General features: G+C 51.2%; 26 protein-coding genes. 15 read left to right on the forward strand and 11 right to left on the reverse strand.

What is annotated here, in order from left to right; genetic code table 11:
• The first annotated feature begins 400 nt into the window (after positions 1-400).
• The 12 genes from ACO0LN_RS09810 to ACO0LN_RS09865 all read left to right on the forward strand — a co-directional run bounded on the left by ACO0LN_RS09810 (position 401) and on the right by ACO0LN_RS09865 (position 7,444).
• Positions 401-742, forward strand: a complete 342-nt coding sequence (locus tag ACO0LN_RS09810; RefSeq protein WP_422973205.1) for a PadR family transcriptional regulator — start codon at positions 401-403, stop codon at positions 740-742.
• Positions 739-1,314 carry a DUF2812 domain-containing protein gene (locus tag ACO0LN_RS09815; protein WP_422973207.1) on the forward strand — a complete coding sequence of 192 codons (576 nt, stop codon included), beginning with the start codon at positions 739-741 and terminating at the stop codon, positions 1,312-1,314. The genes ACO0LN_RS09810 and ACO0LN_RS09815 overlap by 4 nt, the downstream gene beginning before the upstream one ends.
• 73 nt (positions 1,315-1,387) lie before the next feature.
• The gene (locus ACO0LN_RS09820) at positions 1,388-1,810 is read left to right on the forward strand and encodes a hypothetical protein (RefSeq protein ID WP_422973209.1); all 423 of its coding nucleotides are present in this window, start codon (positions 1,388-1,390) and stop codon (positions 1,808-1,810) included.
• Positions 1,811-1,836: 26 nt separating this feature from the next.
• Positions 1,837-2,196 carry a hypothetical protein gene (locus ACO0LN_RS09825; protein WP_422973211.1) on the forward strand — a complete coding sequence of 120 codons (360 nt, stop codon included), beginning with the start codon at positions 1,837-1,839 and terminating at the stop codon, positions 2,194-2,196.
• A gap of 93 nt (positions 2,197-2,289) precedes the next feature.
• A complete protein-coding gene (locus ACO0LN_RS09830; protein ID WP_422973213.1) occupies positions 2,290-2,670 on the forward strand; it encodes a hypothetical protein in 381 nt (126 codons plus the stop codon).
• A 60-nt stretch (positions 2,671-2,730) separates the two neighbouring features.
• Complete coding sequence (aroQ, locus tag ACO0LN_RS09835) at positions 2,731-3,366, forward strand: gamma subclass chorismate mutase AroQ (protein ID WP_422973215.1); 636 nt, start codon at positions 2,731-2,733, stop codon at positions 3,364-3,366.
• 54 nt (positions 3,367-3,420) lie between these two features.
• Entirely contained in the window at positions 3,421-3,846 is a 426-nt protein-coding gene (locus ACO0LN_RS09840; RefSeq protein WP_422973217.1) for a DUF4279 domain-containing protein, read from the forward strand.
• Positions 3,827-4,612: a pilus assembly protein PilP gene (locus tag ACO0LN_RS09845; RefSeq protein ID WP_422973219.1), complete on the forward strand. Its 786-nt coding sequence runs from the start codon at positions 3,827-3,829 to the stop codon at positions 4,610-4,612. Before ACO0LN_RS09840 ends, ACO0LN_RS09845 begins: the two co-directional genes overlap by 20 nt.
• Positions 4,613-4,836: 224 nt before the next feature.
• A complete protein-coding gene (locus tag ACO0LN_RS09850; protein WP_422973221.1) occupies positions 4,837-5,214 on the forward strand; it encodes a hypothetical protein in 378 nt (125 codons plus the stop codon).
• Between the two features lie 165 nt (positions 5,215-5,379).
• The gene (locus tag ACO0LN_RS09855; protein ID WP_422973223.1) at positions 5,380-5,718 is read left to right on the forward strand and encodes a hypothetical protein; all 339 of its coding nucleotides are present in this window, start codon (positions 5,380-5,382) and stop codon (positions 5,716-5,718) included.
• Positions 5,719-6,247: 529 nt separating this feature from the next.
• A complete protein-coding gene (locus ACO0LN_RS09860) occupies positions 6,248-6,748 on the forward strand; it encodes a GNAT family N-acetyltransferase (RefSeq protein WP_422973225.1) in 501 nt (166 codons plus the stop codon).
• A 210-nt stretch (positions 6,749-6,958) separates the two neighbouring features.
• Entirely contained in the window at positions 6,959-7,444 is a 486-nt protein-coding gene (locus tag ACO0LN_RS09865) for a DUF3060 domain-containing protein (protein WP_422973226.1), read from the forward strand.
• 125 nt (positions 7,445-7,569) lie between these two features.
• Here ACO0LN_RS09865 and ACO0LN_RS09870 read toward each other — a convergent pair whose 3' ends face one another.
• The 9 genes from ACO0LN_RS09870 to ACO0LN_RS09910 all read right to left on the reverse strand — a co-directional run bounded on the left by ACO0LN_RS09870 (position 7,570) and on the right by ACO0LN_RS09910 (position 20,715).
• Positions 7,570-9,462 (reverse strand): hypothetical protein, encoded by a 1,893-nt coding sequence (locus tag ACO0LN_RS09870; RefSeq protein WP_422973228.1) that lies wholly within the window; start codon positions 9,460-9,462, stop codon positions 7,570-7,572.
• A 16-nt stretch (positions 9,463-9,478) separates the two neighbouring features.
• Positions 9,479-10,483, reverse strand: coding sequence for a ferritin-like domain-containing protein (locus ACO0LN_RS09875; RefSeq protein ID WP_422973230.1), 1,005 nt, complete (start codon positions 10,481-10,483; stop codon positions 9,479-9,481).
• 804 nt (positions 10,484-11,287) lie between these two features.
• Positions 11,288-14,125, reverse strand: a complete 2,838-nt coding sequence (locus tag ACO0LN_RS09880) for a TonB-dependent receptor plug domain-containing protein (protein WP_422973232.1) — start codon at positions 14,123-14,125, stop codon at positions 11,288-11,290.
• A 1,081-nt stretch (positions 14,126-15,206) separates the two neighbouring features.
• Entirely contained in the window at positions 15,207-15,428 is a 222-nt protein-coding gene (locus ACO0LN_RS09885) for a hypothetical protein (protein ID WP_422973234.1), read from the reverse strand.
• 37 nt (positions 15,429-15,465) lie between these two features.
• A complete protein-coding gene (locus tag ACO0LN_RS09890) occupies positions 15,466-16,713 on the reverse strand; it encodes an alkaline phosphatase family protein (protein WP_422973236.1) in 1,248 nt (415 codons plus the stop codon).
• An 88-nt stretch (positions 16,714-16,801) separates the two neighbouring features.
• Positions 16,802-17,101 carry a putative quinol monooxygenase gene (locus ACO0LN_RS09895; RefSeq protein WP_422973238.1) on the reverse strand — a complete coding sequence of 100 codons (300 nt, stop codon included), beginning with the start codon at positions 17,099-17,101 and terminating at the stop codon, positions 16,802-16,804.
• Positions 17,102-17,266: 165 nt separating this feature from the next.
• On the reverse strand, positions 17,267-18,664 hold the full coding sequence (gene fumC, locus ACO0LN_RS09900) for a class II fumarate hydratase (protein WP_422973240.1): 1,398 nt from the start codon (positions 18,662-18,664) through the stop codon (positions 17,267-17,269).
• Positions 18,665-18,790 (reverse strand): hypothetical protein, encoded by a 126-nt coding sequence (locus ACO0LN_RS09905; RefSeq protein ID WP_422973242.1) that lies wholly within the window; start codon positions 18,788-18,790, stop codon positions 18,665-18,667.
• Positions 18,790-20,715, reverse strand: a complete 1,926-nt coding sequence (locus tag ACO0LN_RS09910; protein WP_422973243.1) for an ATP-dependent Clp protease proteolytic subunit — start codon at positions 20,713-20,715, stop codon at positions 18,790-18,792. Before ACO0LN_RS09910 ends, ACO0LN_RS09905 begins: the two co-directional genes overlap by 1 nt.
• Before the next feature lie 158 nt (positions 20,716-20,873).
• Between ACO0LN_RS09910 and ACO0LN_RS09915 the strand changes: the two genes are divergently transcribed.
• Both ACO0LN_RS09915 and ACO0LN_RS09920 read left to right on the forward strand, forming a co-directional pair.
• Positions 20,874-21,482: a hypothetical protein gene (locus ACO0LN_RS09915; RefSeq protein ID WP_422973245.1), complete on the forward strand. Its 609-nt coding sequence runs from the start codon at positions 20,874-20,876 to the stop codon at positions 21,480-21,482.
• 127 nt (positions 21,483-21,609) lie between these two features.
• Positions 21,610-22,149 carry a histidine phosphatase family protein gene (locus ACO0LN_RS09920; protein WP_422973247.1) on the forward strand — a complete coding sequence of 180 codons (540 nt, stop codon included), beginning with the start codon at positions 21,610-21,612 and terminating at the stop codon, positions 22,147-22,149.
• Between the two features lie 12 nt (positions 22,150-22,161).
• On the opposite strand, the gene ACO0LN_RS09925 is transcribed toward ACO0LN_RS09920, so the two are convergent.
• On the reverse strand, positions 22,162-23,424 hold the full coding sequence (locus ACO0LN_RS09925) for a cation:dicarboxylate symporter family transporter (RefSeq protein WP_422973249.1): 1,263 nt from the start codon (positions 23,422-23,424) through the stop codon (positions 22,162-22,164).
• Positions 23,421-24,335: a LysR family transcriptional regulator gene (locus ACO0LN_RS09930; RefSeq protein ID WP_422973252.1), complete on the reverse strand. Its 915-nt coding sequence runs from the start codon at positions 24,333-24,335 to the stop codon at positions 23,421-23,423. Before ACO0LN_RS09930 ends, ACO0LN_RS09925 begins: the two co-directional genes overlap by 4 nt.
• Before the next feature lie 162 nt (positions 24,336-24,497).
• Between ACO0LN_RS09930 and ACO0LN_RS09935 the strand changes: the two genes are divergently transcribed.
• The gene (locus ACO0LN_RS09935) at positions 24,498-25,598 is read left to right on the forward strand and encodes a porin (RefSeq protein ID WP_422973254.1); all 1,101 of its coding nucleotides are present in this window, start codon (positions 24,498-24,500) and stop codon (positions 25,596-25,598) included.
• Positions 25,599-25,611 lie beyond the last annotated feature (13 nt).

The raw sequence follows: 25,611 nt of genomic DNA on the forward strand, positions 1-25,611 counted from the left end.
GATACCTGGAAAGGAATTCGCAATCCAGACTCGTACCCAGAACTATGCAATGGACGTGCCAATTCAATAAATCTTCTAAGCTGCTGTTTTTAAAGAATATTATTTTTTCGAATGAACAGGCGGCTGTAAGGTATCTGTACATTGCGGCAAATTTCGCTGTAAAGAAACTTTGCAGCGAAAGCGATTGGGAAAACTTCTTTGGTTCAGAAAATGGGCACCCGTCCCAGAAATACTGAGTACGCATTCGCGCCATAAAACGACTCATGCCACAAAAAATAATTTTATTGACATCTAAATTCCTCCTGATACTATATCGATAGTCGATATATCGTTAAGCGATGTAGCATCGCCCGATATAAGCTGAGCAACATCAACAAACCAGCAAGCCTGAAAGGCGCGGATGGAAGCAATTAATTATTCAAAATACCTGCCATTGTCAGAAGCCACCTTTTACGTGCTGCTGGTACTGACCGAGCCTCTGCACGGCTATGCCGTCATGCAAAAGGTAGAAGACATCAGCGAGGGCAATGTCGTCATTGGTCCCGGCACCTTGTATGGTGCGTTCTCAACTCTGGAAAAACAGGGGCTGATCAAAAAGGTCGGGGAAGAAGAGCGGCGCAAGTATTACCAGCTCAGCGACAAGGGGCGGCTGGTACTGGCCGAGCATATCCGCCGCCTGGAAATCATGTACCGCAATGCGCAAGTGGCGCTGCCACAATTAACAAGGGGAGATGCAAAGTGAGTGAGACATTGATCAAGAAATTCAAATGCTTCTGGTCGTGGGAACTCGAGCAAGAACAGCAATGGCTGCGGGAAATGGCCAGCCAGGGATGGCATTTGAAAGCCCGCAGTTTTTTTGGCGTCTACAGCTTCGTCCAGGGCGAACCTGCCGATATTGCCTATGCTCTTGATTACACACCCGGTTTGAATATGGAATTCGGAACAAGACTGGAGCCAGATATTAATTACGAGCAGTTCTACCGCCAGATGATTATTGATGCTGGCTGGGAGCATGTGCTGGCATCGCTGGGATGGCAATACTGGCGCATACCTGTGCGCAATGGCAAAGTGCCGGAAATTTTCACGGACACTGCTTCCAAAGAATCCAAATACAAGCGACGCCTGTGGGAGATGTGCATCTTCAATTTCGCGCTGTTCCCAACCGCGATCTATCCTCCGGCCATGCTCAGGCAATGGGATCATAGTCTGGCGGCGTACATTATCATCTTCGGCATGGTCATACCCGCCTGCCTCTACTTTTCGTATGCATCCATACGTATATATTTGCGCATGCGTGAAATGCAGAAAATTTGATTGCTCGTATGCAATCGCAATCTTGTCTTGCTCATTTATTTTCTTTTATTTCCATTCATTTTCCACGGATATCATGCCCGAATTGCTCATCAAGAAAAAATTTCTCTTCCTGTCTTTCCTGCTCATTTTATTCTGCGCAGCCGGATGCTCCTATAAGATTGAAATTACACCTTTTGAACTGCATGCCGAAAAACCGATATTCGTTTTCTCAAAACCAATTACAGCATCACCGATAGGGGAAATGAGGATAGTTCCCTTGAATAGCTTTAAGATCGTGCAGAAAAACAATGATCGCTGGGATCACGACAATCCACTGTGGGCTTTTGGATTGCCACCAGGAGCTACTTTGGATATGGAAAAGCTCCGCTATGCCAGCCTTCCTGCAGGTTATGTTGAGACTGTTAAAGCAAAAAAACTGGAACGTGGCGTAGCGTATATGGCAATTGGATTTGGGCCGGGTTCCAGTGGTAGTGTTGAATTTAGTTTGCAGCCTTAAATTACAAGGCCATATAGGGAATGCGAATGAAACCAATATTACTTTATATCTTCATGGTCTTGAATGCCGCAGCCTGGCACAATTGCTTTGCTGGCACCGAGTTCAATCAGAGACCGGGAATTACTCTTCCAGGAGCCTTGGTCAAAGCAACCGCGCTTGCGTATGCTCAATTTGTGCAAGAGCTTGATAAACAAGGCAAAGCAGCGACGAATGATTTCGCACGATCCATGTCAAAATTGGAAAGCTACGATGCCAAAATTTCTGTAGAACATAGGCATTACATAATTCGCTTTATTCCTAAAGATAAAAACGTGCGTGGAGGTGCAATTGCCTACACGATTAAAAAGGATGATTTTTCTATATCCGATATTGAATATTCTAAATAAGTATTTCTGTTTTAATTCGAAACGCGCAGTCCGCAATCCTTAATCATGAATGAAGCTTCGAGTTAAGAAGTATCAAACTATAAGAGTTTTAAGATGAAAGCCAGGGCTTTGAAGTCGAAAATGATGTTTCATTCCAGATCAGATGTGACGCAGGTTTGTTACGATCTGGGGAAATTGACGGTTACGGTTGAGTCATCGCAAGAAAATAAACGCTATCAAGCGAGCTTTGCAGAAATCTGTGGATTCCGTCTTTTGGATGAAGGTGATTTACTTGAATTTTGGCCAGCATGTTCGGATGCTGAACACTGGGTGTTTCAAATTGAAGAAGGCGGCTGGTATGCGCAAGAATCATTGCGGCCCGGTTTTCTGAGAAAGGATATCGCCGCCATTCGTGAATTTTTAATCACCAGCAGCAATGGCTGTGTAAGCGTGCTGGCATGGGAAGAACCAGAAATCAAAAGTTGCCAGGTCTAAAGCAGAGCCAGGGCATTACAATGTCATTTATCGATTTCACAAACAGGTTGGCGATTACTGATGGCACACCATTCTTTTTCCACTTTAGCACAGCGCACTGCGCAAAAAGCTTTTTTGCCATGGCTGCTTTATGTGGCTTATGTGGCGCTGGCATGCGCCGCGCTGTCGCTGCCACATCCTGCCCAGGCCCAGAATGCCAGCGACCCGCGTATCGTGCGTTTGATGGGCCTCATGCAGCAACGACTGAATCTCGCACAAGATGTCGCCACGTACAAGTGGAACGCCAAGGCAGCGATTGACGACCCCGTGCGTGAACAGCAGATACTGGATGCACTGGCGCAGCAGGCAACTCAATATGGCCTGGCACCCAGACAGGTACAGGACTTTTTTACTGCACAGATAGTGGCCGGCAAGATGATACAGACGGCCTTGTTTGCACAATGGGTGAGCAAAGCGCAGGCCCCCTTTGACAATCCGCCTGACCTGAAGACAGCAATCCGCCCGGCACTCGACAAACTGACGCCACAGCTATTGACCGCGCTGGCCGAAGCGCAACCGGCCTTGCAGGCGAAAGACCGCCAGCAAGCAGTGAAGCTGGCTGCGGCAGATACCAGTGTGCGTGCAGGTGTATTGCAAACTGTGCCTGGCTATGCGGCTGCATGGGAGTATGCGCTTGGGGATTTGGCAGGCAGGTAAGCAAGGCATGCAGGTAAAAGCCGGACTCAATAAGAAAACAGCGGAATGAATGTAATGATGACGAAGAAGCAACGAGAATTTGCACTATCTTTAAGGATGACGCATCCAGAAATGGATTTACAGGCATTTTGCGATCTGATTGAGCTGATACCATGGAAATGCAATTTGGCCGGGGAAGTGAGACAGTCTCCAGACGGCAGGCTATTGGGCGGGGTACATAAACGATCCTTTTGTACTTGCAGTTTTGAGTTTGATGAAGACGTTTCTTTGGAAGCTGCCATCGATGATACGCTTGATCTTCTGGAGTTGAAAAGAAAACAGATCGCTGAGATGACCTCGTCAGGCGGTGAGTTGCATTTTTTTATAGGATGGTTTTTTGAGGGAACTGCGGGCATGGTACTGGATTGGAAAACCTTGCGCAGGATGTCTGATTTGGAGATTTCTTTTCAACTGGATGCCTATGGAGCGTTTCTTAAGTAGTCTTCGCGGGGAGATAGCTTGTGTCGCTGGTTCTCTTATTCCTGTGGATGGAAAACAAGTGATGGTAAGACGCTATAAATTTTCCTGGTCGATAAAATTGAGAAAAAATGTTTCCATGAATAGAGCTTTTTTATTTTGCATATTGCTTGTTCTGCAGATTTCTGCGTATGGAAAACCTGTGTGGTATCCCCCGGTATTTTTGGATGTACCACCTGGTTGGCACGTACAAAAAAACAGATCGCCCGATAGTCAGGCATTTAGCTTGAGCAAGGGATCACAGCTGATTGTGTTTGATTATGGACTACGGGTGTCAGAGCACCAGCTTGATTGCGAAATTTCTGACATGTCTGTGATGACTACATTGGATGATCTGAAGTGTATTTCGTCAGAGCGGCATCATCAAAAAATAAAACGAAAAATCTCAATCAAGGATACTAAAGACGAAGCTAACTTTGGATTGACTATTTTTACCATCTCTGGATTGTCTGAAGCAGATAACAGAGAGTTGGTGAGCTTATTGAAAAGCCTTCGATTTGTAGGCAGCATCGAAAATCTGAAACTGGTTTCAGTCGATTCTCGCAAGCGACAAGCAATAATTATTGATGAGTCAGGCATCGCTCGCATAGTCAGAAAGAATGACTTTATTGCGAGAAATTTTGGAAATGTCCGCGAAATAAAGAGTGACCATCTGTTGATAGAAGAGTGGGTGCTTGATGCTAAAGGTCAATACAAGCCAAAACAAATAGAATTGCATTTGTCGCAGTAGTTGTGATGTTGCGTGGCTAGATCGGCTCGATGCAGGCTGAGCTTGTCAGTGCCAGTAAGATGATATGTAAGACGTGATAGTCTCTTATTTCTCACTGTGGCTTCTGACCAACATGCGGCGCATTGCCACGTACGCTATGTTACTTCGCTAGAAGCTGATGAACCAAACATCGAGAGTTTATTTCAAGTCATATATTCCCAATCACCTATTCCAGGGCAATATCGATGCAAGAGTTATTTGCTTATGAAGATTTGACTGATTATTCGCATTTAATCAGTCCCTACACATTTGTTGGAGTGAAAAATGTTGGATGGTTAAACTTGAAATCTGATTTTCAGAAAGGAGAGTTGCGAAGCTCCCTTCTAAGAAAACTCAAAGATGTCGCCAGACAGGATGAAATTTTTCAGCCAACGGTGGAACCTGGTAGAGGCTTTCCATTCTGCGAAGTCTGCGGACCAGTCAAAATCTGCAATTCTGGCGGTGAGTTAATCCGGGATGCTGAATTGTGGATACCATACGAAGACATTATTTTTGCGTCCCCTGTCCTTATCCTGCATTACATGGAAGTGCATCATTATCTTCCCCCGGGCCGAGTACATTGACGCAATCATTGGTATTGATATAACGCAGCCATTTGACGCGGAGAAGGTCTATAGAGATAAGCTTGTTACCAGTGGCTGGTTTCATCGGGAAAGGTAAATAGCTGGGCCAGACCTTATATTTAAAAATATCTTTCCGGAAAACATGAGACAACTGAAAATGATGCAATGAAAAAATTTATCAAAGCTTTAGGGGTATTTCTCTTTTTGATATTTTGTTTCCTGGTCTTCGTTTCCTTTAACCTGGAAAGTTCATCAGTTATATTGAATGGTATGGTGGTGGGTTCTGAGTTTTATCAGAAAACGCAGAATGCGATGGTATTTCTGATGCTCTTCCTGATCTTTACTCCGCTGCAGATTTTTGTTGTCTATCTACTTTTGAAATCAAATAAAGTAGATGCACTTAAAAAATTCGTCTTCTTTTCTTTGATTATGTCGATTGCCTGCTCGCTGATGGCGTATTACTTTTCTGGCGTGTTTCCATTCAGAATACCTGCGGTGAATTGACAGGAGCTGTTACTTCTACTGCAGCAGGAAAATTCCCAATCCTTTTTCATATTTGCTTGCCTAGCGTGCGGAAGAAATGTTTTTCTGGAAAATTGAGGCAACATGCGGCGCATTGCAATGCGCCCTACGTTACGGCGCTGATTGAAAATGAACTATACGTAAGTGTTATTCGATTAGTCTGAGAGTGCGATGTTCTCAAGACATTTTTCAATTAGCTTGCTGCTGATTTTTTGAATACCTTGATTGTTAAGGTAGGAATACATCATCATAGTGGGGGGGCCTCATGTTCGATATGAATAGCTGCATTCAGAAAATCTGTTTTTTTTAACAGTGATTCAAAAGGAGTAAGCTTAAGCTTTCTTCGCAAGCATCAATTTTCACGGAACTGGCTTGCCAGGATGTGGCAAATGCGAGATAGATGGCCTTCAATTTTTGCTGTTACTTTGCTGCTACGCTCATTGAGCTAAGCCTGTCCCACCCTAAACTTCTCCCCCGATCATTCAGACGAGGGATACAGAATGAGATATTCATGAATATAGAAATACGCCCCGCCCAACCTGATGATGCAGCCCTGATTCATGCGTATATCACCGAACTGGCGATTTATGAGAGAGCAGAGCATGAAGTGATTGCCAGCGTCGATGATGTCAGGCAAAGCCTGTTTGCGGTTGACAGCCCGGCGCGTGGGCTGATATGCAGCATGGACGGCTTGCCGGTTGGCTATGCGGTTTATTTTCTCAGTTATTCGACCTGGCTGGGACGCAAGGGCATGTATCTGGAGGACCTGTATATCTCGCCCGGCCAGCGTGGCAGCGGCGCGGGCAAGGCCATGCTGCGGCATCTGGCGCAGGTGGCCGTCGAGACTGGCTGTGGCCGGCTTGAATGGAGTGTGCTGGACTGGAATGAACCGGCGATACAGTTTTATTTATCGATAGGTGCGCAGCCGCAGGATGAATGGGTGCGTTATCGCCTTGCTGGTGAAGGTTTGCAGGCTTTTGCGGCTGGTGACAAGACGGTGACGGCAGCCTGATTTTGCTACGGTCATCGACCTTTTTCCTTCTCGGTCCTGTCAGTTTTTGAGGGTGGTGTTGGCATTATGTTAGCATCCTGCTTTGCCAGGGTGAGCAAAATGTAAATACAGTGTTTTAAATCACTCACAGGCCACCTGTCTGCTGATACCGGTTTTTCAAGGCAGAGACAGACAGCATGATCAATCGTTGAGATAAATAAAGGCAGTATGATGACTATCCAAAAACAGATATTGGCAGTTTTATTATTGGCAGGCAGCACATGTGTTGTCCATGCAGGCGATGTGTCGGTCAATATGCCGGGCATCAGCGTCAAGGCGCAGGACAATGGGGGCAAGGCGAATGTGCAGATGCCCGGTGTGAGCGTGAATGCAGCGCAGGGTAATGGCAACGGCGCTGGCGCTGGCAAGCAGGCTGGACGCGCCGATGGTGGGCGCATCATGGGCAATGACATGAGCAAATCTACGCAATGCAATGGCCAGCCTGTGAGCATACAGGGCAATGGCAACCAGATCAGCCTCAGCGGGGTTTGCCCACAGGTCAGTGTGAACGGGAATGAAAACCAGATCACGATAGAACAACTGGGCAAGGTGCAGGTGGTGGGTAACGATAATCAGGTCAAGTGGGCGCAGGGACTGAATGGGGCTAAGCCGCAGGTACAGAGTTCGGGTAACGATAACCAGATCAGCAGGCAGTAATCAGAAAGTAAACAGACAGTAAGCAGGTAGGCCGTTGACTTGAAAAGGGTGTGGATAATCAAACAGATATCCACACCCTTTTTATTTACCAATCAATATACCCATCGCTTTACTCATTGTTTGGATTACTCATTATTTGGATTGCGTAATGAGCGGCTGAGTTGCGTGAAGTGAGGCAGGGCGGTTTCTTCGGCATCGGCTGCAGCGTGTGCTGCTTGTGCAGTGGGTGCAGCGGCTACCTGCACTGCCTTGAGTGCGATGGCAGGTGCTTTCTCCGCAAGATCGGCCTGCTCGGCGGCGGTCAGGGAAGTCAGTGGTTTGTCGAGGAACTTGTACAACAGGCTGCGCTGGCCTGCCGTCATGTCGCGTGTTACCGGCATGAACAGATAGTTTTCAAATGCGGCTGGTGCGGTCAAACGGTGCAGGATGCTCGCATATTGATGTACCTGGGCCGGATTGGCCAGGTCCAGCCAGTTATCCATGCAGGGGGCCATGGCATTCCAGTTGATGAGCACGTATTTATACACATTGTCCCAGGTCGGTGCCATGGCGGCGATATTGCTGTCTGCCTGGCGCACGCGTACATAGGCATAGGTATTGACTTGGGTATCGAGGCCCTGGGTTGGTGGCGGGGCGCTTTTTGCCGGTACGGGCAGGTAGGCATAGACCGTGCCCTTGGTGGCGCTGGCCGTGACATTGAGCACGCCTTGTGCATCGGTCTTGAGGTTTTGTGTACCCGTCACCTGGCCACCGCTGGCCGATAATTGGAACAGGGTGACATCGCTGACCTGGTGCAGCGGCTTGCCACGCGAATACAGTGTGAACTTGACATTTCCTGCCGGGCCCTGGTCCAGATACAGGTTGGGCGTGTGCGGTATCAGGCGCAGCACAGTCTCCTGTAACAGCAGGCCGTATTTGGAGCTATGCAGTTCAAGCTGGCCTTTTTCTATATCCACAGGGTTGACCTTGCTGATATCAAAAGTGACGATACCTGCGCCTGCCTCATAGGCCTTACGGTCATATTTGGCATAGTCGATGCTGGCAATGGGATCGGTCTTGCCAGTCAGGAAGAGTTGTAATGTACCCAGGTCCTGTTTGGTCAGGTCCATGCCGGTTTCGCTGACGCTGTTCGACAAATCCACTGTCATGATGCCCTTGCCCTGGCGTGCATGGGCTGCAGCGACAAAGGCCTTGTCATTATCGACTGGCAGCAGGGCGCGATCACCTGGTTCATGCATGGGTTCGTCCTTGCGCCAGACGCCTATGGTACCGACCACCTGGCTGCGCGCAGGGTTGGGCTGGAAGCCGCCTTTCGTCAGTTTGTCGCGTAATGCCTGGAATTGTGCCGTCGTGGCAGAGGCATCTGCTGTGGCCAGGCTGGGGTCATCGAAATAAACTGTGCAGTAGGCATTGAAGCTGACGACTATGCCTTGTGCATCACTGTCTTGCAGTGCATGGTGCAGGGCGGCCAGGGCATCACTCTTATGTACATCAATCTGCAGGCCATGCTTGGAAAAAGATGTCTGCCAGTTGACCGAGGCTACGCCCGCAATGATGCCTTGGGCATTGCGCTGGAAGTTGATATAGCGTGCCGTAAAGCGCTGGTTGCATGGCGCGGCAACACGGCAGCCGCCATCTATGCCAAAGCTGATGCCGTCAAAGAATAATTGTGAAGTGCAGGCACCATAGGGTTCCAGGTCTATCAACATGGCGCTGAGCTTGGCCGGGGCACCAACGAGCTTGTCTGTGGTGACCGGCCCCTTGCCCAGGTCGACACTGGAGACTGCGGTATTAAAGAATTGCACGCGGTGGGTGCCATGCGGGTTCCAGTTACCGCCACCAGCGCCGGTCTTGACCGATTCAATCGCGCTCTGGCGAAACTGTTGCATGGTCTCGGTCGGCGTCATGACGGTCTGGGAAGTGTTCTCGTTATAGAACCGCTTGTAGTTATTGGTGACGATGGGGTCCCATGAAATTTGCCCCTTGAAATGGATGCGTGGCGTTTGCAGGATACTCATGCTGTTCTCTCCCGATTCAGGTTTTTTTGTAGATGAAGGCTGGCCCGGCGACTTTGTGCTTGTCGTTCAGGGGCGTATGCAAGGCTTCGATGGCAGCCATGCGCAAGTCAAACATCTTGCGCACCGCAATGCCCAGTTGTGCCGCATCACCATTCAGGGCCAGGTTCAGTGCATCGACCATGGCGCTATAGGCCTTGGTGCAGGCATCCTGCGCAGCCCTGGCAGCAGCCGGTTCCTTGGAAAAATCATGCAGTTGCGGGTCCGCAATCGCCGGAAAGACCTTGGCATAATCCACACCCAGTGGCCCGCCCCAGGAAAAACCTTGCGGCGAATCACTGGCCGTCAGTACCTGGTTGCGGTAGATTTCTTCAAAGCGGTAGAAGTGCGCGAGTTCATTACTGAAGTCCAGCGGGCTGGTGCTGGCACCTTCACCTTCAGAAACGATAACCTGTATCGCCCTGTGAGCATCTGCATAGTTATTCACAGCAAACAACTGGCCCGGGAAGAATTGCTTGTCGTCGATCTGGTTGCGGTTGGCCTGCCAGGCCGAGGCGGGCAGGGTTTTCAAGTAGGCATCCAGTGCTTCATAAAACTGGCCTATGGTGACCGCCTTGGTCGGCGATGCTGCCAGTTTCAGTTGCGGGAAATCGATAGGATCAACCGGCATTTCTATATTCATGCCTTGCTGCATCGCGGGCTTGCCAAACGGCAGTATGTGCAGGGTCAGCACCTTGCCGTCGTGACCTATGTCACCGGGTAATGGGCCGGGGTATTTCGGGGGCTGCAGCTTGGGGCTGCCACCGAGGGCATTAAGGATATTCGCCGCCAGACACAGATGGATCATCTCCTGATGCGTGATGGAGCGCAGGCGTCCGGCAGCGGGTGCATTGCTGCCCGGCAGTATCGTCAGTTGCGCATACAGGTAGGGCGGCAGGGTGCCAAATTCCACATTGATGGCAGTCTCCAGCATGGCCTGCGCCTGCGCCACACTGGTGATCGGGGATAGTTGTAAGCGTATCATGCTTGCCCCCTGCAGGCATGGTGGCAGGCAAGCGTCAAATGCGTATTCATATTGCTGTTCTCCTTGGCAAGAAGTGATTTGGTATAGACAAACATGGGCAAACAAACACAAACGACGGGTGAGACTGCCTGTTGGCAATCCCCGGTTTATCCTGCGACAGATATTGCAAGCCACAGGCAATGCGCATACATGATCAAAAAGACCTGGGCATAGCCCAGGCCTGCGCCGCTGTCCAACAACAGACATGCAACAGACACGCAGCGGATAGACAGCAAAAGCACGGCAAAAACACAGTGCGCAGCAAACAGTGAAGACGGGACATGGCAGCAGGCCAGAACAAAACCGGCGGACGCGACCATGTTGTTTATTGAAAAGATTTCCCTGTTTGCGGCGGCTACAGAAGTCAGATAAATTAATAATTTGAATTTACTATATGATAATAGTTAAGGAGGGGATGTTTTGTCAAATTTGCATTAATGAGACAGATTTGTCAGAAAAATGCTGGAACAGGCGCTGGAACAAGCCCGAGGCAGGGAAGAGTTGCCAGGCGGGTATGAGCAGTTGGGTGCGACCTGCCGCCCCGGCTTGTGGCTTCGCCTCAGGGGGGCAGTATTTTCATTACCAACGTTCGTGGCATGCGCAGTAACACCCAGTCACGCGCCGACAGAGGTCTACAGAGAATGATCGCCTGACCAAGCGCCGCAAATCAGGCGTGCGTGCCAAGCTTGAACATAACGGGTGTCACCATCATCCTGGACACCCGCTACGTTCCGGGCTACTTCAGCATGCAAAGTTTCTATCAAATCAGAACTTGTAAATCGCACCGATATTGATGAAACGCCCAACCGCACCTGCCGAGTGCAAGGACAGATTGTATGGACGCCCACTGCCATAGGTGCTGACATCAACTGGTGGAGCCTGATTGAAGAGATTGGAAACCGATGCATGCAGGGTCCATTGCTTGCCCATCTTGTAATTAAGCGACAAATCAGTTTCCAGGAACGGTGATACCCGGCAGAAACGTGCAGGTGTATTTCCTTCCGGGAATACGCCATTCATTTTGCCCCCCTCACTACATGTGGTCTGTCCCAGGGTAGGATCAGTCAGGTCGTAGCCAGATATCCAGTGCAGGCTGGTAGCAACCTCCAGCTGGCCCATATTCCATGTCAGGTCCACCTGCGCCCGGTCTTTGGGGTTGGCGGTATCGGCGCCAATACCGGCTGGTCCGTGCGTGCCTGCCAGTTCATAAGTCTTGCCGTCGATAGTCATGGCATAGCTGAAGGCGTGCGTATATTGAAACTCTGCCTTCAGGCTGCCATATTCCCCCAGCTTGAATGTGTAGCGGGTGTCGAATTCGATACCGCGGGTGCGCGTGCTGTTGGCATTGACCGGGGTAGCCGGATAGTAGGCGATCCGGCCAACAGGGGGCGTACACGAAATGGTGCCGCCATTACCGTCAGCGCAGTCGCTGAGTTCAGGGGAATTACGCACCGGTGTGCCAGAAAGCGGGCCACCAATAATCTGATCCTTGACGGTGATCTGGTAAAGATCAATTGCCGTGCTCCAGCCTTTGACGGGCTCCAGTATGACGCCCAGGGTGGCCGATGTCGATTTCTCAGGCTTCAAAGCCGGATTGGTCGTGGTCAAACCGATCAGCGACTCGTTGCAAGAGGCGACGACGGTGCCTTTGGGATACATGCCATTGGCCAGATAGCCGCCTGGGCACAGCACCGGATCATTCGCATTACCAACGCCGCCGCTGCTTGCCGAATTACCGTTCTCGGCCGGGCCTGGCGCTCGGAATCCTTTAGCGACTGTGCCGCGCAGCGCAAAAGCGTTGCTCGGCGTCCATTTGAACGCCAGCTTGGGCGTACTCGAATTGCCCGCCAGGCCGTAGTGATCAAAACGGACGGCACCATCGATTTCCAGACCCTTCAGCACCGGCGCGATGAATTCGGCATAGGCAGACGTAGCCGTCTCAGAACCAAAGGCATACGCGCCGTTGGTCAACCCATCTGCTTGTGGCATCGAAGGTGCCGACAACTTGGTATGGAAAGACTGCAGGCCCATACTTACCATCAGATCGCCACCGTCAAGTTTTGTCAGCGCACGCGCGGCACGCAGCTCGCCAAAGCTGAGCTCTGAGGTGTCGAAGGAGGAAACTGTCCTGAAGATGTTTGCCATATCGGCTGCGCTATTTGTTCCCGTCACCGAATATGGATTGCTGCTGCGATTCAAGGCAGCATTCAGCGCCGGCACATTCACATTGCCCGTGCTTACCCGGTTCAAATTGTTACGCGTATAGCCGAGCGACGCGTCGATGTCCCACGCGCCAAAGGTGCCGCTAAGATCAGCCACCAGGCGGTAAGCCTTGGAATCGGTGGTGATGTTACGTGCCGGAGCACCCGGGATGGGGCCGCGCACAATGGCAGGAACGCCAAACGGATTTCCCGGATAGTCGGCGGGCACGCGGATGGAAGGAATGGCTGTGCCAGCGACATAATGAGGTGCCACGCCGGACACCATTTCCAATTGAGTGGCATAGGACGACGGGAAGTTGCTGAATCCCTGTGGCAAGGTAGCCTTGCTCTCGAACAGGGATGCCTTGATATTCACTTTCCAGTCCTGGCCCAGATTTTTGGTATAACTGCCCAGGATATTGATGTTTTCCGTCTTGGGCTGTAGTTGTTTAAACGGATCATCATAGGCGCACCCACCGGATGCCAGTTGGGAATAGCTGCCACAAACCGTACCGGGGAAGAAGGCGAAAGCGGCACTGTTGTCAGCACCAGCTACCCGCTTCACGTTTGGATTCAACAGATAAGGCGACAGCACCGTGGGAGCAGTAGATTGCGGGGTCACGACGCCCAGCGCTTTGTTCGCGCCGCCATAGGCCGACATATCCAGGGCCTGCCACAATCCCGCGTCACGTCGCTGAGTATAGTAAATTGGGTCCTGCTTGCGGTATTCCACGCTGATATAGGAATTAAAACCGTCCTGGTCAAGTTTGCCGATGCCGTGGCTAAACGTTGCATGAGTTGTGCTACCGCCTCCCTGGCTGGTAGTGCCCGTTTCGGCAGACAGCGTAGTGCCGACCAGATTCTTTTTCAGAATGACGTTGACCACACCGGCCATGGCATCAGAGCCATAGACCGCCGAGGCACCATCCTTGAGGATTTCAATTCTCTCCACAGCATCAAAAGGAATATTCGAAATATCGACAAACGAGCGCGAACCATCATCGGCCAGCGGGTAACCCGCCATGCGGTGACCGTCGATCAGTACCAGGGTAGCGTTGTTGTTCAAACCGCGCAGCGAAATGCCGCTGCCGCCAGCCGCAAACCCGCCCGAAAATGTCTGGCTCAGCGTTCCCGCCCCGTTCGCTGTTATATGCTGCAATACCTCTGACACCGAGGTGTAACCGGAATTTTTCAGGTCGGCTGCATTAATCACTTGTACCGGACTCGGGGTCTCGGCGTCGGCGCGGCGGATGTAAGAGCCGGTGATCTCGACGCGATTTACGGGGCTGGCCTTTGGTTCAGCTTCTTGTGCAAATGCGACCCCGGCGAACGAAGCGGAAAATGCTCCGGCTGCGATGAGAGAGGCAATTGCCTGGGGTAATACCTTCAATTTGTTCGTCATATCAATTCCTTTATGTTTATTCGAGTCTCCGTGTTTACGCCCTATGCAGGTTAGCCATCGCTCGGCAACGATGGCCAGACCAATTCCTTGATGCGTGATTTTTTGACGAGGTCGGATTGACGGCGGCGCACACCCCTGTGCCAACCAATGCCGTGCCCGGCTGCTTCAAATTTGTGTTGCCTGTCGTTCGCATCACCAGGCCGGTGCGGCGGGCAAGCGCAATATCTGATCGTTCTTGCAAGCGAGTTTCATGTTTTGAATATGGCGAGCGCCCGTATTCGACCGTGCTTTAACTTTGCAAGCTCATCAGCGATGCCTTGAGCAGTAGCGATTTCTAAGTTGCGTGTTGTTTCCGGCACCGATGACAGACGTTTTTATAAAATTAAGACAGTGCCAGGCGAGAAGCTCTTTGCGTCAATCAAGTCCCTGATACTCATGTCAAAATTATTAATATAAATAATATAAATAAATAATTTGAAATTCACTAAACACGATCAAACAAAGCCGTTACAAGCGATATCTCATCCTAACTTTGTCTGGAAAATTCAGTCAATCAGAGCTTATTTGTGATTTTTAGTTTAGTTTGTTTACGAAACAAAAATGACGGAAATTAGCAACGGTTTTTTTGAAAGGAAGGAGATGTAAAGTGCTATCTAAATAAAGCTTCGGACTTTTGAAATTGATTTTGAGTAAAGCAAAAAAATTTTTCGAGAAATGCCTGGCGCATTGTGAAGCGATTTTTATTCTCAAATGAATTATCTCGACGGCGCTTTAGTTGCCCGTCTAAAACGGTAGAACGAAATCGTAAAAAGGCAGGGGCGTACTTTGCGAAAGATGTTCTGCAAAGTACGCCTGGTTTGACCAGAGGTGTACCACTCAATAGCGGACACTCATGTTCCGGGCTGACTGTGTTTGCCGATTAAAATTTTCAGCAAACAAGGCTGGCGATATATTGCCAAGACGCGAGTGAGGTTGCTGGCGCTTATCAAGGCTATCGATGTATTCCTGGATAGCCGCCAGTGGAGTGTTGTGACTCCTTTGTATTTGTTTCTGTGAAAAAACACTGGGTCATATGTCTTGCTTACCTCTCAAAGATCATAACAATGAGATTCAAAGTCATCGCCACGATGATGGCACCACGGCTTATAAGCTCAAATTTGCGGATATCCTTTTTTCGGACAGGATCAGTGTTGCCGAGAGCCTCTTTGCGCAAGGCATGGCTTTTGAAGCCAGCCCAGAAGATGACAATCAGGGCAATAAGCAACAATATCAGCAAGAGCGCATTGGTGGGGTTCAGTTTCATTTAGTAACTTTCAACATGGATACCGACGGAGATATTTTCAATCCGTCAAGGTTGCTTTGGTCGCATCGATGTTTCCATCGGACGCCAGTGCAGGCACCTTGATGAGCTTCATCAGCAGCGGATATACGTTGACATTGTCAAACGGTGGCAAGACTGTCGCCTTCTTGAAGGCCGGGCCGTTTGCGATGAACAGGGCCTGCATTTCCTTGCTCAGGTTGTCGTAGCCGTGTGAGCCCCGGTTGGCCTTGGTGGCTGCCTTGGCATCTGGCACCACCAGCCAGCCTACATCGGCTGAACAGACAAAGCGTTGCACGCGGGCGTTTTGGCCAAAGTGAAAACGTTCTGGTATGTTTTCTTTTTTCCAGCACTGCATGTGTTCATGCTTTTTCAGCAGTGCATTTGCCACGACTGCTTCCTGCCCTGGTTTGGGATTGATGCCTGCATAGCTGCCATAGTTGACGACATCATAGCTGGCTGGGTCAGCAATCTGGTCCAGTAATATGGTGCGTTCAGGGCCGGTGGAGGCCATGCCGTGATCAGAGACGATGACGATATTCGCCTTGATGTTGCGGGCGCGCAGACCCTCCATTAAATGGGCAATCGCTGCATCTACACCAGCGGCAGCGTCCGTCACTTCTTTGGTATCCGGGCCAAAATCATGGCCTGCGTGATCGACCTGGTCGAAATACACGGTCAAAAATCCTGGGCGGTCTGCCGCAGGTTTGTCGAGCCAGCTGAGCATGGTATCAACCCGTGTGGCAGGGGCAAGTTTGTCATCGAAGGGACGGTATTCACTGGGGCGCACGCCATGTATGGCGGCCTCGGAGCCGGGCCAGAACATGATGCCGGTTTTTACCTTGTTCTTCTCAGCAGTGACCCAGACAGGTTCAGCCCCGTCCCACCAGCGTCTGTCGAGGACAGCTTCTTTATTGCTGAGCTTGAAGCGCACTCCAGGTATCTTGCTGTCTTCCATGGTATTGCCGACGATGCCATGATGGTCAGGGCGCAGGCCGGTGACCAGGGTGTAATGATTCGGGAAGGTGATCGACGGGAAAGAAGGGCGCATGGCTTCGGTGCGCACACCATCTGTTGCCAGCGCGTTCAGCGTCGGAGTCACGCCGCGCGTCAGGTAGTCAGGCTTGAAACCATCTATCGATACCAGGATGACGGGATGATAGTTGTCGTCAGCATTGCTGACAGTTTGCTGTGGCGTGGAAGAGCAGCCAGCGATGGCCAGGCTAAGCAAGCTGTAGTTCAGGATTTTTTTGCAAGATGGTTTCATCATGGGGACTCTTGGTATAAACAATAGCTAGGGGCCAGGCACAAGGTATTTTGCCTGCGGCGGCAAAATGCATTCTAAGATCAGTGTCTTACTACGCGATGACAGGCCCTAAAAACAGCACGGTCGCTGGCCCGGCGCGAAAGCTCGGGCTGTTGGCATCGGCCTCTATCATATAGGGCATGGCGTCATGTGCATCCAGCGCTGCCTGGGATGTCCAGGCTTCTATGAGGACGAATTTGTTTTCATCGCCAGTAACGGTATGCATTTCATATTGCAGGCAGCCTGCTTCGGCACGCACTAGTGGTGCGAGTTGTGTGAAGGCGGCCATCTGTTCGGCAGCCTGACCAGGTTTAGTCTGTATCAGGATGACGAGTTTGAGTTGTTCGGACATGTGGTTTCCGTTTAATGTTTGTGTTGGGCGGGGATAGTAGGGTGCGCCATGCGCACCGTCGTGTGTGCAAAAATTAGGGCATGCGAAAATCAATGCGGTGCGCACGGCGCACCCTACAAAATCACGCATGGAATGTTGAGTTCCATGCATTGATATTGAAAGTGATTACACCATATCCTCAGGTCTGACCCAGCCATCAAATTCCTCAGCCGTCACATAACCCAAAGCCAGTGCGGCTTCGCGCAGTGTCGTGCCTTTGGCGTGGGCATGCTTGGCAATGGCGGCAGCGCGGTCATAGCCTATGTAAGGGTTGAGTGCGGTCACCAGCATCAATGAATTGTCGAGTAATTCCTTGATGCGTGTGCGGTTGGCCTGCATGCCACGGGCGCAGTGTTCTTCCAGGCTGGCCATGCCGTCGGCCAGCAAGCGGCAGCTTTGCAGGAAGTTGTGGACGATGAGGGGTTTGAAAACATTCAATTCAAAATTGCCGGAGGCACCGCCTATGCTCAGTGCCACATCATTGCCCATGACCTGGCAGCACAGCATGGTCACCGCTTCGCACTGGGTGGGGTTGACCTTGCCCGGCATGATGGATGAACCTGGTTCGTTTTCAGGTATCTGCAATTCACCGAGGCCAGAACGCGGGCCGGATGCCAGCCAGCGTATGTCGTTGGCAATTTTCATCAGTGCAGTTGCCAGAGTCTTGAGTGCACCATGGCTGCTGACCATGGCATCATGCCCGGCCAGTGCGGCAAAGCGGTTGGGTGCTGCGTCAAAGGCTATGCCGGTATCGAGAGTCAGGCTGGCAGCAACCAGCTTGCCAAAATCTGCGTGGGTGTTGAGACCAGTGCCCACCGCCGTGCCGCCGATGGCTAGCTCTTGCAGGGCGGGCAGGGTGTGGCGTATGGCGCGCTCCGCATAATCAAGTTGCGCAACCCAGCCTGATATCTCCTGGCCCAGTGTCAGTGGTGTGGCATCTTGCAAATGGGTGCGGCCTATCTTGATGATGTCGGCAAATTCTTTCGCCTTGGCATCCAGCGTGGTGCGCAGTTTGGCCAGTGATGGCAATACCTGGGTAATGACGGCAATGCTGGCCGCCACATGCATGGCTGTAGGGAAAACATCATTCGATGACTGACCCATGTTGACATGGTCATTTGGGTGCACCACCCGGCTCATGCCGCGCGTGCCACCCAAAAATTCAGAGGCACGGTTAGCCAGTACCTCGTTCATGTTCATATTGCTTTGCGTGCCAGAACCGGTCTGCCATACCGACAGCGGGAATTCTGCTGCATGCGTGCCTGCCAGCACTTCTTCCACCGCCTGGGCAATCGCTGCTGCCACCTTGGCATCGAGCAGGCCGAGGTCACTGTTGACCTGGGCGGCACTGCGCTTGACACGCGCCAGGGCCAGCACCAGTTCTGGCGGCATGGTTTCTGTGGAGATGGCAAAGTGATGCAGCGAACGCTGGGTTTGCGCGCCCCACAAGGCGGTTGCGGGGACGGCGATTTCGCCAAAGGTATCGCGCTCTGTTCTTTGCGCGACAGTAGTATCGGTTTTCATTTACACCTGCTCCTGAATGAGTTCTAAGATTTGGCGATGGCTGCCGCCATTGTAGCGCTGAAGCCAGATGTCTGCCACGACAGTTGCCGAGACAGTTGCGCCTGCTGCCATGCCGGGCATTGCCATTACTTCGCCTGCATCAGGGCACTCAGGATGATATGCCGGTCGGTATCCTGCATGCGCAGGATGTTACGGTACATGCTGAGGATGGCATCGCACTGGAACATGGGCTGGTCGTCATAGGCAGCCAGATTGGCCGTGACTTGCCGCTGCAGCGGGCTCAGGCGCTCTTGAAGTTTGCTGGCGCTCCTGGCAAATTCCTTTGATCCCATGTAATAACTGACACTGCGCGGGCTGCTCGCCAGCATTTTCTCCATCAGGGCCGTATCACGCTTGACCAGCTCTTCCGGCATGGTGCGATGTATGCTCAGTCTCCCTTTGATCAACTGGCCGCAGGCTTGTGGGCTGATGTGCCGGGCGGCTTCCAGTTGCTCGGACAGTAATTGTGCGTGTTCATCGAGCAAATCATCTGGCGCACTTTTCAAGGCACGCAGATAGATATCTCTGGTCGCCGTCTTGACGGCATCCTGTATGTCCAGCTGGTCCTTGCCCTGCTGCTTCATGTTCCAGATCAGGTCAGCCACTTCATTCATTTTGCCAGGTGAGTGCCTTTCATACTGGCGCCAGATACTGCTGTTGCTGAGGTTTGCGAAGACTTCATCACGCGACTGCAAATCAAACAGGCTATTGGCTTCACTACCCAGCGAAACCCGGGTGATGACCCTTGCTTTGAGCAATTCTTCGCGGTTTGGGTACCACATGCCTTCAGGCTTGATCTCCAGCACTCTCTGGATAAAATCGTCGGGCAAATTTGCTGACCGGTAGTATTTTTCCATGCCAGAGCTGGCAATCGCCAGCGTAGTGTCGCTCACGCCAGGAAAACTGGGCTGGTGAAAACCTATGTGGGCATTCGGGGTTGCAGCCCTATCCTTGCCCGCCAAAAACACATAAGTACAGGCGCTGCTGCACTCGCCCTCGACATAGGTATTGAGCTGTCGCGATTTGAGCAAGCTGGCCATTTGCTGGGCTTCGCGCAAACGCCCGCCGGGCGAGTTCAGCGAGATGGTCTTGACTTTCGGTGATTTTTCCAGGGCGGCGGCAAAGCGGGCCATGCTGCCTTCGCCCAGAGTGCCTCGCAGGCTCAGGATATCGCCTTTGGGAGTGCTGCTGATCACGACCGTGCTCATGCTGTCGTGCCCTGTCGCGATCAGCGCATACTCTTTCATTTGCGGCAGATAAGACGACAAGGTACTCAGCAGCATGGCCAGGGCATTAAAAAAAACCAACATCATTGTCAAACCTGCGACCCAACCTGAACCGCCGCGCTCAGCATGTTTGCTGGCAGAGCGTATGATGCCAGTGATGGCCCATAGCCATAACATCCCGGAAATAACGAAACCCATTATGTTGATCGCCGCCAGCATGCGCAAACTGACATCTGTCACTTCCAGCAATCTGGATAAGCCTATCACCATCAATGCCGCCAGCAGGCTACCTATGCCAAAGCCATTGACCCAGAATGATTGCGCCAGCGGCAACTGGCCACGCCAGTGTGCCATCATGTATGCACCCCAGGCCGTCAGTCTCGCAGGCTGCTTAGGCAGGGGGCCGACGGCCAGTTGGAGATGCTTGTACTTTTGATTCAATCCCAGAAAATTCAAAAGCGCAAACATTGCCATGAGCAACATACCCATCATAAATGGGGGCCTGTTGAGTAAGTCCGGGTTCGATATCACGCGAGCACTTAAAGCGATGGCAAGCATCAGGTTGATGGCCGCAAAGCCCCTGGCAAAGCGCAGAAAACGCGGCTTAGCCGTATCATTGAGTGCATACCAGGGAATCAGGTGAATGATTGGCAGCGCCATTAATTCAGTCCAGGGCCCAAATAGCGTCACCAGTCTCTGAGGCAATCTGCCAGTTGCTTCCAGTAGTAAGACCAGGCCCAGCAATATCATCAGGGACAAATTGGCAATGCGCGTGAACTTGATCATGGGTGTTACGGAGAGGCTGGCAGGATAAAGCGAGAGCATCGCATATCAGGCTGGCAGATGGCAAGGCGCATCTATTTGTGCTGCGTGGACAAAGGGCACAGTGAGGTGTTCTAATACAGGATTATGCTCATGCCAGCAAAACGCTGACAAGAAATTTTATGCAAACTGAAACAGATCAAAACCTGCAAATCCTGCTCCACATATTGCCACCTGGCCCGCGTATTGCGATCATAGGCAGTACAGCTTTCTGGCATCCCGACAGTGAACAGACTTGTCAATTGCTGGGGCAAGCTCTGGCATCCATCCCTGGTCTGGTGCTGCTGACAGGTGGCGTCAGTGGCATAGGCGAGGCCTGTGGCCGCAGTTTTTTCCAGCGCCGCCAGCAATTGCAAATGCCGCCCCAGGTATTCCACATCCTGCCGCAAGGCATGGCTGCCTGGGATTATGGACAGACCCTGCGTGCAGGCAAGGACATGCAGGAACGCCGCGCCGTGCTGGCGCGCATGGCACCCGTGTATATCGTCATCGAAGGCGGGCTCGCGACGGCAGATGAAGTGCAGATCGCGCTCAGCAACGGCGCGCTCGTCATCCCCGTTGCAAGATCAGGCGCTTGCGCACGTGATGCGTATGGCCAGATCAGCAAGCCAGCAATTGTTACTGCGGACTTATGGGCAGAGCTGGGCAATGATGCAGCGAACGTGGAGCAGACTGTGGCAGCGGTGATGGGGATGGTGGCTGAACATGTTGCTCAATATGTTGAGCAATGAACTCTATGCTTTGTTTTGCTTATTGTTTTGCTTATTGTGCTGTTCGCTGGCGGAACATGACTGCATAGTAAAATCACCATGGCTGTACTGACGCAGACGACGGGCCTCTTTTATTCATGAAACCTATATGCAAAATTCCCTGATCGCCTTTTCTTTTTTCTGTACGATGCTCTTCCCCATGATGTCCAGTGCTGAGCCTGAACTCATCATCCTGGTGCGTCATGCAGAAAAAGCAGCAGAAAATCCTGCTGACCCCAGCCTGTCAGCAGCAGGGCAGGCGCGTGCGCAGGCACTGGCGCTGGCTTTGCAGAATGCAGGTGTCAGCAGCATTTTCACTACCCAATTCAAACGCACCCGCGAAACGGCACAGCCGCTGGCACAGGCAAGAAATATCACGCCGCAAGTGCTGTCTGCCAAACGTGGTGCCGAGCATATCAAAGAGGTGGCTGATGCCGTGCGTGCCAGCAGTGGCACCGTGCTGGTGGTCGGACATGGCAACACCGTACCCGCAATTGCCACTGCGCTGGGTGCACCTGCGATGAAAGAATTTTGTGAAAGCAGTTACAGTCACATGCTGGTTTTACGACCCGCCGGACCGGACATGCATGTAGTGCAAACACGTTATGGTGAAGTCGATGCGGGCAAGCCTGACGCAGATTGTCAGTAGCGGTATATTTATTCATGCCCGATCAAGCTGCTGCTGCAGGAGTTTGCGGTCGCAGGCCCCTTCCCATATGCTGACAATGAGGCAAACTACAACATTGCTGACAGTACTTGTAAGGGCCCGGGCTTCTGACATGAAGCGGTCTATACCAAGCAAAAGAGTAGCACCTTCCAGTGGCAAATCCGGGATAATACCCAGGGTTGCCACCAGCGCTACAAAGCCACTGCCGCTGACACCTGCTGCCCCTTTAGATGTCAGCAACATGGTTGCAATCAAGCTCAGTATTTGTGTATTGCTCAGTTGTATATCGCAAGCCTGGGCAATGAATAGTGAAGCCAAAGTAAGGTAAATCGCAGTCCCATCAAGGTTGAAGGAATAAGCCATTGGTAACACGAGGCCTGATACGTCTTTTTTGCACCCCAGCGTCTGTAGCTTTTGCAAAAGCGGTGGCAATACCGGTTCGGACGAGGAGGTGCCAAGAACCACCAATAGTTCCTCACGGATATAGCGGATTAACTTCCACAGGCTAAAACCGTGCCATCTTGCCAGCCCACCCAATACGAGCAATACAAAAGCCGTACAAGCAAGATAGAAGCTCAGAATCAGATAGCTGAAACCAGCCAGGGATTGTATTCCATGCTGGCCTACAGTGAACGCCATAGAAGCAAAAGCTGCCAGTGGTGCCAGCTTAATGATGACGTCAAAGATACTGAAAAATATCTTTCCCAGTTCGTCCATGAGTTTCAAGACATGGTCGCTGGTGGGTTTGGCATGTGCTATGGCAAAACCGGTCAGCATGGCCAGCAAAAGCACTGGCAAGATTTCTGGTTCAGTAAATGCACTGACAAAAGTGGTGGGGATGATTTGCATCAAAAATCCGGTTACCCCCTTTTCTGCCGGGTTAGCGGACAGCGCTGGCAGCAAGTGTCTGTCTATAGTGGCAGTCTGCAAATGCCAGCCCACCCCGGGTTGCAATAAGGCGGCTGCCAACCAGCCCGATAACAGGGCGAGCAGGGTCAAAAAATAGAACAGACCCATCGATTTAAAAAGCGTACTTGCTACGCTACTGCCATGTCGATGACTGTGACTGGCAATACCAAGGACGATAGTGGAAAATACCAGCGGAGCCAGCATCATCCTGATCAGCTTTATAAAGGCATCGGCCACCGGTTTTATATCGCGTCCAAGGTCTGGCCAGAAATGGCCAAAGCATATACCCAGGATCACAGCGAATATCACTTGTATGTAGCGCTGTCTAAACAGGGTTGATGACTTCATTTGGGCAGCGATCTCTTGTTTTTTGCCATGCTGCTGACCAGCATGTCGAATAGAGTTTGTGCCGCTGGTGGCATAATGCGGCCCCGCTTGCTGATCATACCCAGAGTTCTTTGTATGACAGGTTCAGTCAGTGGAATACCGACCAGCCTGGGATTTGCGGGCAATGAGAGACGGGGTACCGCCGCTACACCCATACCGGCTTCGACAAGCGCGAGCAGGCCGGAAACATGATTGACTTCATAATAAATTGTGGGGTGCTTTTCTACTCCAGCCAGCGCATTGTCGATCAGGCTTCGGTTGCCGCTTGATTTGGCAACTGCTATATAGCGCTCCCTGGCAGTTTCTTTCCAGGTCAGCTTCTTTCTTCTGGCGAGCGGATGATCTTGTGGCACCGCCAGCACAAAGTGTTCTTTATAGATGGGCTGAAAGTCAATTTCCGGGTTTTCTGCGCCTGCAAAATTGATGCCAAAATCGGCTTCACCTGCCAGGACCAGATTCAAGACGTCCTGCGCGCTTTCGTCATGGATTCGTACACGGATTTTGGGAAAACGCTCAGTGAAACTCTTGAGCACACCGGGTAGAAAATAATGGACAGCAGAAGGCACGCAGGCGAGGCTGATGACACCCGTACGGTGTGCCGCAAGATCAGACACGCTCAGCATGGCACCCTCAAGTTCATCCAGCGCATTTCTGACATTTGCCAAAAAAATTCTGCCAACATTCGTCAGCTGCACGCGACGGGTAGTACGTTCAAACAGTTTTACACCAAGCAAGTCTTCCAGCTTTTCTATGCGGCGGCTGAGCGCTGGCTGTGAAAGGAACAGGTCCTCCGCTGCATGCTTGAAGCTGCTACGTTCAGCTACGGCAACAAATGCCTGTAGTTCCTGCAAATCGAAATTGATGCGTCCCATGCATTAATCTTAATAAATATTGCAATTCACAAATTATGCCATGTGTTGGATGATGCGTACCAGCCTGAATAAGAACATTGATCCGCCAGGAGCGGCCAATTTTTTTGGCAAATACTTAACGCCTCGTCAAGAAGGCCGCAATGAAAATCCTTTGGAGACAATGTGAGAAAATTTACCTACCTTGCCATTTTAGTATGCGCAAGCGGCAGCGCATCTGCACAATCCCAAGTTGACGTTTATGGCATCGCTGATCTTGGTGTGCACTACAGCCGCGGCATGAATGCTGGCAATACACCTGTCTCTGGTGCTTCAGTTGGCAGTAATCTTGCATTAAATAGCGGCGTCAATAATACCAGCCGATGGGGTTTTAAAGGGCAGGAAGATCTGGGTGCTGGTGTGGCAGCGGTTTTTCAGCTCGAAGGCGGCTTGAATTTCGACACCGGTACATCGGCAAAACCCGACAAATTGTTTGACCGGCTTTCCTTTGTCGGTATCAAGTCGAACTACGGTAGTCTGACCGCTGGTCGCCAGGCCACAATATTGTCGGATGCAATCTCAAGCGTCGATCCATTGGGCATGCGCTACGCCAGCTTTAATCCGAATATTAATATAACTGCACTCAGCAACACGGCTTTTGGCACGCATGCGTTTGGTGTGCAGTATGGCAGCAGCGGCTATGCAGATAATTATTATCGCCTTGATAATATGGTGAAATATACACTTGAAACCGGCCCCTACACTGTACGTAGCTCCTATTCCTTTGGTGAAGTGGCAGGTAACAACTCTGCCTTGTCCAGTGTTGCCGCTGGCCTCACTTATCAGCGTGATGGCTGGTCAGTTTCCGGGGCATCTATGAAATTGAAAAACAGCGCTGGCTTTAACCTGCAGGCTTACACACTGGGTGTTGCCTATCAATATGGTGACCTGGTATTCAGGGCTAATGCAGGCGATAACAGTGCGGAAACGGGTCCGGGTAAACAAACACGACAGCGGATTGCTTCTGCCGGAGTGGCTTATTCGATTAACCCTGAGCTGAATCTGACGACCGCCTATTATCGTGTGCGTCGCGAAGCAAGTACTTATTCCGATGATGGTTTCGATCGCAGTTTTATTTATCTGGAACAGGCATTATCCAAACGCAGCATGCTCTATGCGGAAACTGACTATACCAGTTGGAGAGGCAACGCTGCCGGCATCACTGCTGGTCAGGCAAACAGCGGCCGCGGCCTTGGCTTAAGCCTTGGACTAATGCACAAGTTTTGAATCAGTAAGGAGA

It is taken from the genome of Undibacterium sp. TC9W, from assembly GCF_049339865.1.
Lineage (GTDB): Bacteria > Pseudomonadota > Gammaproteobacteria > Burkholderiales > Burkholderiaceae_D > Undibacterium.

Bases quoted from the DNA above. Each gene is read 5' to 3' on its own strand.
- ACO0LN_RS09810 (WP_422973205.1), top strand. From the start codon at position 401: ATGGAAGCAATTAATTATTCAAAATACCTGCCATTGTCAGAAGCCACC.
- ACO0LN_RS09820 (WP_422973209.1), top strand. From the start codon at position 1,388: ATGCCCGAATTGCTCATCAAGAAAAAATTTCTCTTCCTGTCTTTCCTG.
- ACO0LN_RS09825 (WP_422973211.1), top strand. From the start codon at position 1,837: ATGAAACCAATATTACTTTATATCTTCATGGTCTTGAATGCCGCAGCC.
- ACO0LN_RS09830 (WP_422973213.1), top strand. From the start codon at position 2,290: ATGAAAGCCAGGGCTTTGAAGTCGAAAATGATGTTTCATTCCAGATCA.
- aroQ (WP_422973215.1), top strand. From the start codon at position 2,731: ATGGCACACCATTCTTTTTCCACTTTAGCACAGCGCACTGCGCAAAAA.
- ACO0LN_RS09840 (WP_422973217.1), top strand. From the start codon at position 3,421: ATGATGACGAAGAAGCAACGAGAATTTGCACTATCTTTAAGGATGACG.
- ACO0LN_RS09845 (WP_422973219.1), top strand. From the start codon at position 3,827: ATGGAGCGTTTCTTAAGTAGTCTTCGCGGGGAGATAGCTTGTGTCGCT.
- ACO0LN_RS09850 (WP_422973221.1), top strand. From the start codon at position 4,837: ATGCAAGAGTTATTTGCTTATGAAGATTTGACTGATTATTCGCATTTA.
- ACO0LN_RS09855 (WP_422973223.1), top strand. From the start codon at position 5,380: ATGAAAAAATTTATCAAAGCTTTAGGGGTATTTCTCTTTTTGATATTT.
- ACO0LN_RS09860 (WP_422973225.1), top strand. From the start codon at position 6,248: ATGAATATAGAAATACGCCCCGCCCAACCTGATGATGCAGCCCTGATT.
- ACO0LN_RS09865 (WP_422973226.1), top strand. From the start codon at position 6,959: ATGACTATCCAAAAACAGATATTGGCAGTTTTATTATTGGCAGGCAGC.
- ACO0LN_RS09870 (WP_422973228.1), bottom strand. From the start codon at position 9,462: ATGAGTATCCTGCAAACGCCACGCATCCATTTCAAGGGGCAAATTTCA.
- ACO0LN_RS09875 (WP_422973230.1), bottom strand. From the start codon at position 10,483: ATGATACGCTTACAACTATCCCCGATCACCAGTGTGGCGCAGGCGCAG.
- ACO0LN_RS09880 (WP_422973232.1), bottom strand. From the start codon at position 14,125: ATGACGAACAAATTGAAGGTATTACCCCAGGCAATTGCCTCTCTCATC.
- ACO0LN_RS09885 (WP_422973234.1), bottom strand. From the start codon at position 15,428: ATGAAACTGAACCCCACCAATGCGCTCTTGCTGATATTGTTGCTTATT.
- ACO0LN_RS09890 (WP_422973236.1), bottom strand. From the start codon at position 16,713: ATGATGAAACCATCTTGCAAAAAAATCCTGAACTACAGCTTGCTTAGC.
- ACO0LN_RS09895 (WP_422973238.1), bottom strand. From the start codon at position 17,101: ATGTCCGAACAACTCAAACTCGTCATCCTGATACAGACTAAACCTGGT.
- fumC (WP_422973240.1), bottom strand. From the start codon at position 18,664: ATGAAAACCGATACTACTGTCGCGCAAAGAACAGAGCGCGATACCTTT.
- ACO0LN_RS09905 (WP_422973242.1), bottom strand. From the start codon at position 18,790: ATGGCAATGCCCGGCATGGCAGCAGGCGCAACTGTCTCGGCAACTGTC.
- ACO0LN_RS09910 (WP_422973243.1), bottom strand. From the start codon at position 20,715: ATGATCAAGTTCACGCGCATTGCCAATTTGTCCCTGATGATATTGCTG.
- ACO0LN_RS09915 (WP_422973245.1), top strand. From the start codon at position 20,874: ATGCAAACTGAAACAGATCAAAACCTGCAAATCCTGCTCCACATATTG.
- ACO0LN_RS09920 (WP_422973247.1), top strand. From the start codon at position 21,610: ATGCAAAATTCCCTGATCGCCTTTTCTTTTTTCTGTACGATGCTCTTC.
- ACO0LN_RS09925 (WP_422973249.1), bottom strand. From the start codon at position 23,424: ATGAAGTCATCAACCCTGTTTAGACAGCGCTACATACAAGTGATATTC.
- ACO0LN_RS09930 (WP_422973252.1), bottom strand. From the start codon at position 24,335: ATGGGACGCATCAATTTCGATTTGCAGGAACTACAGGCATTTGTTGCC.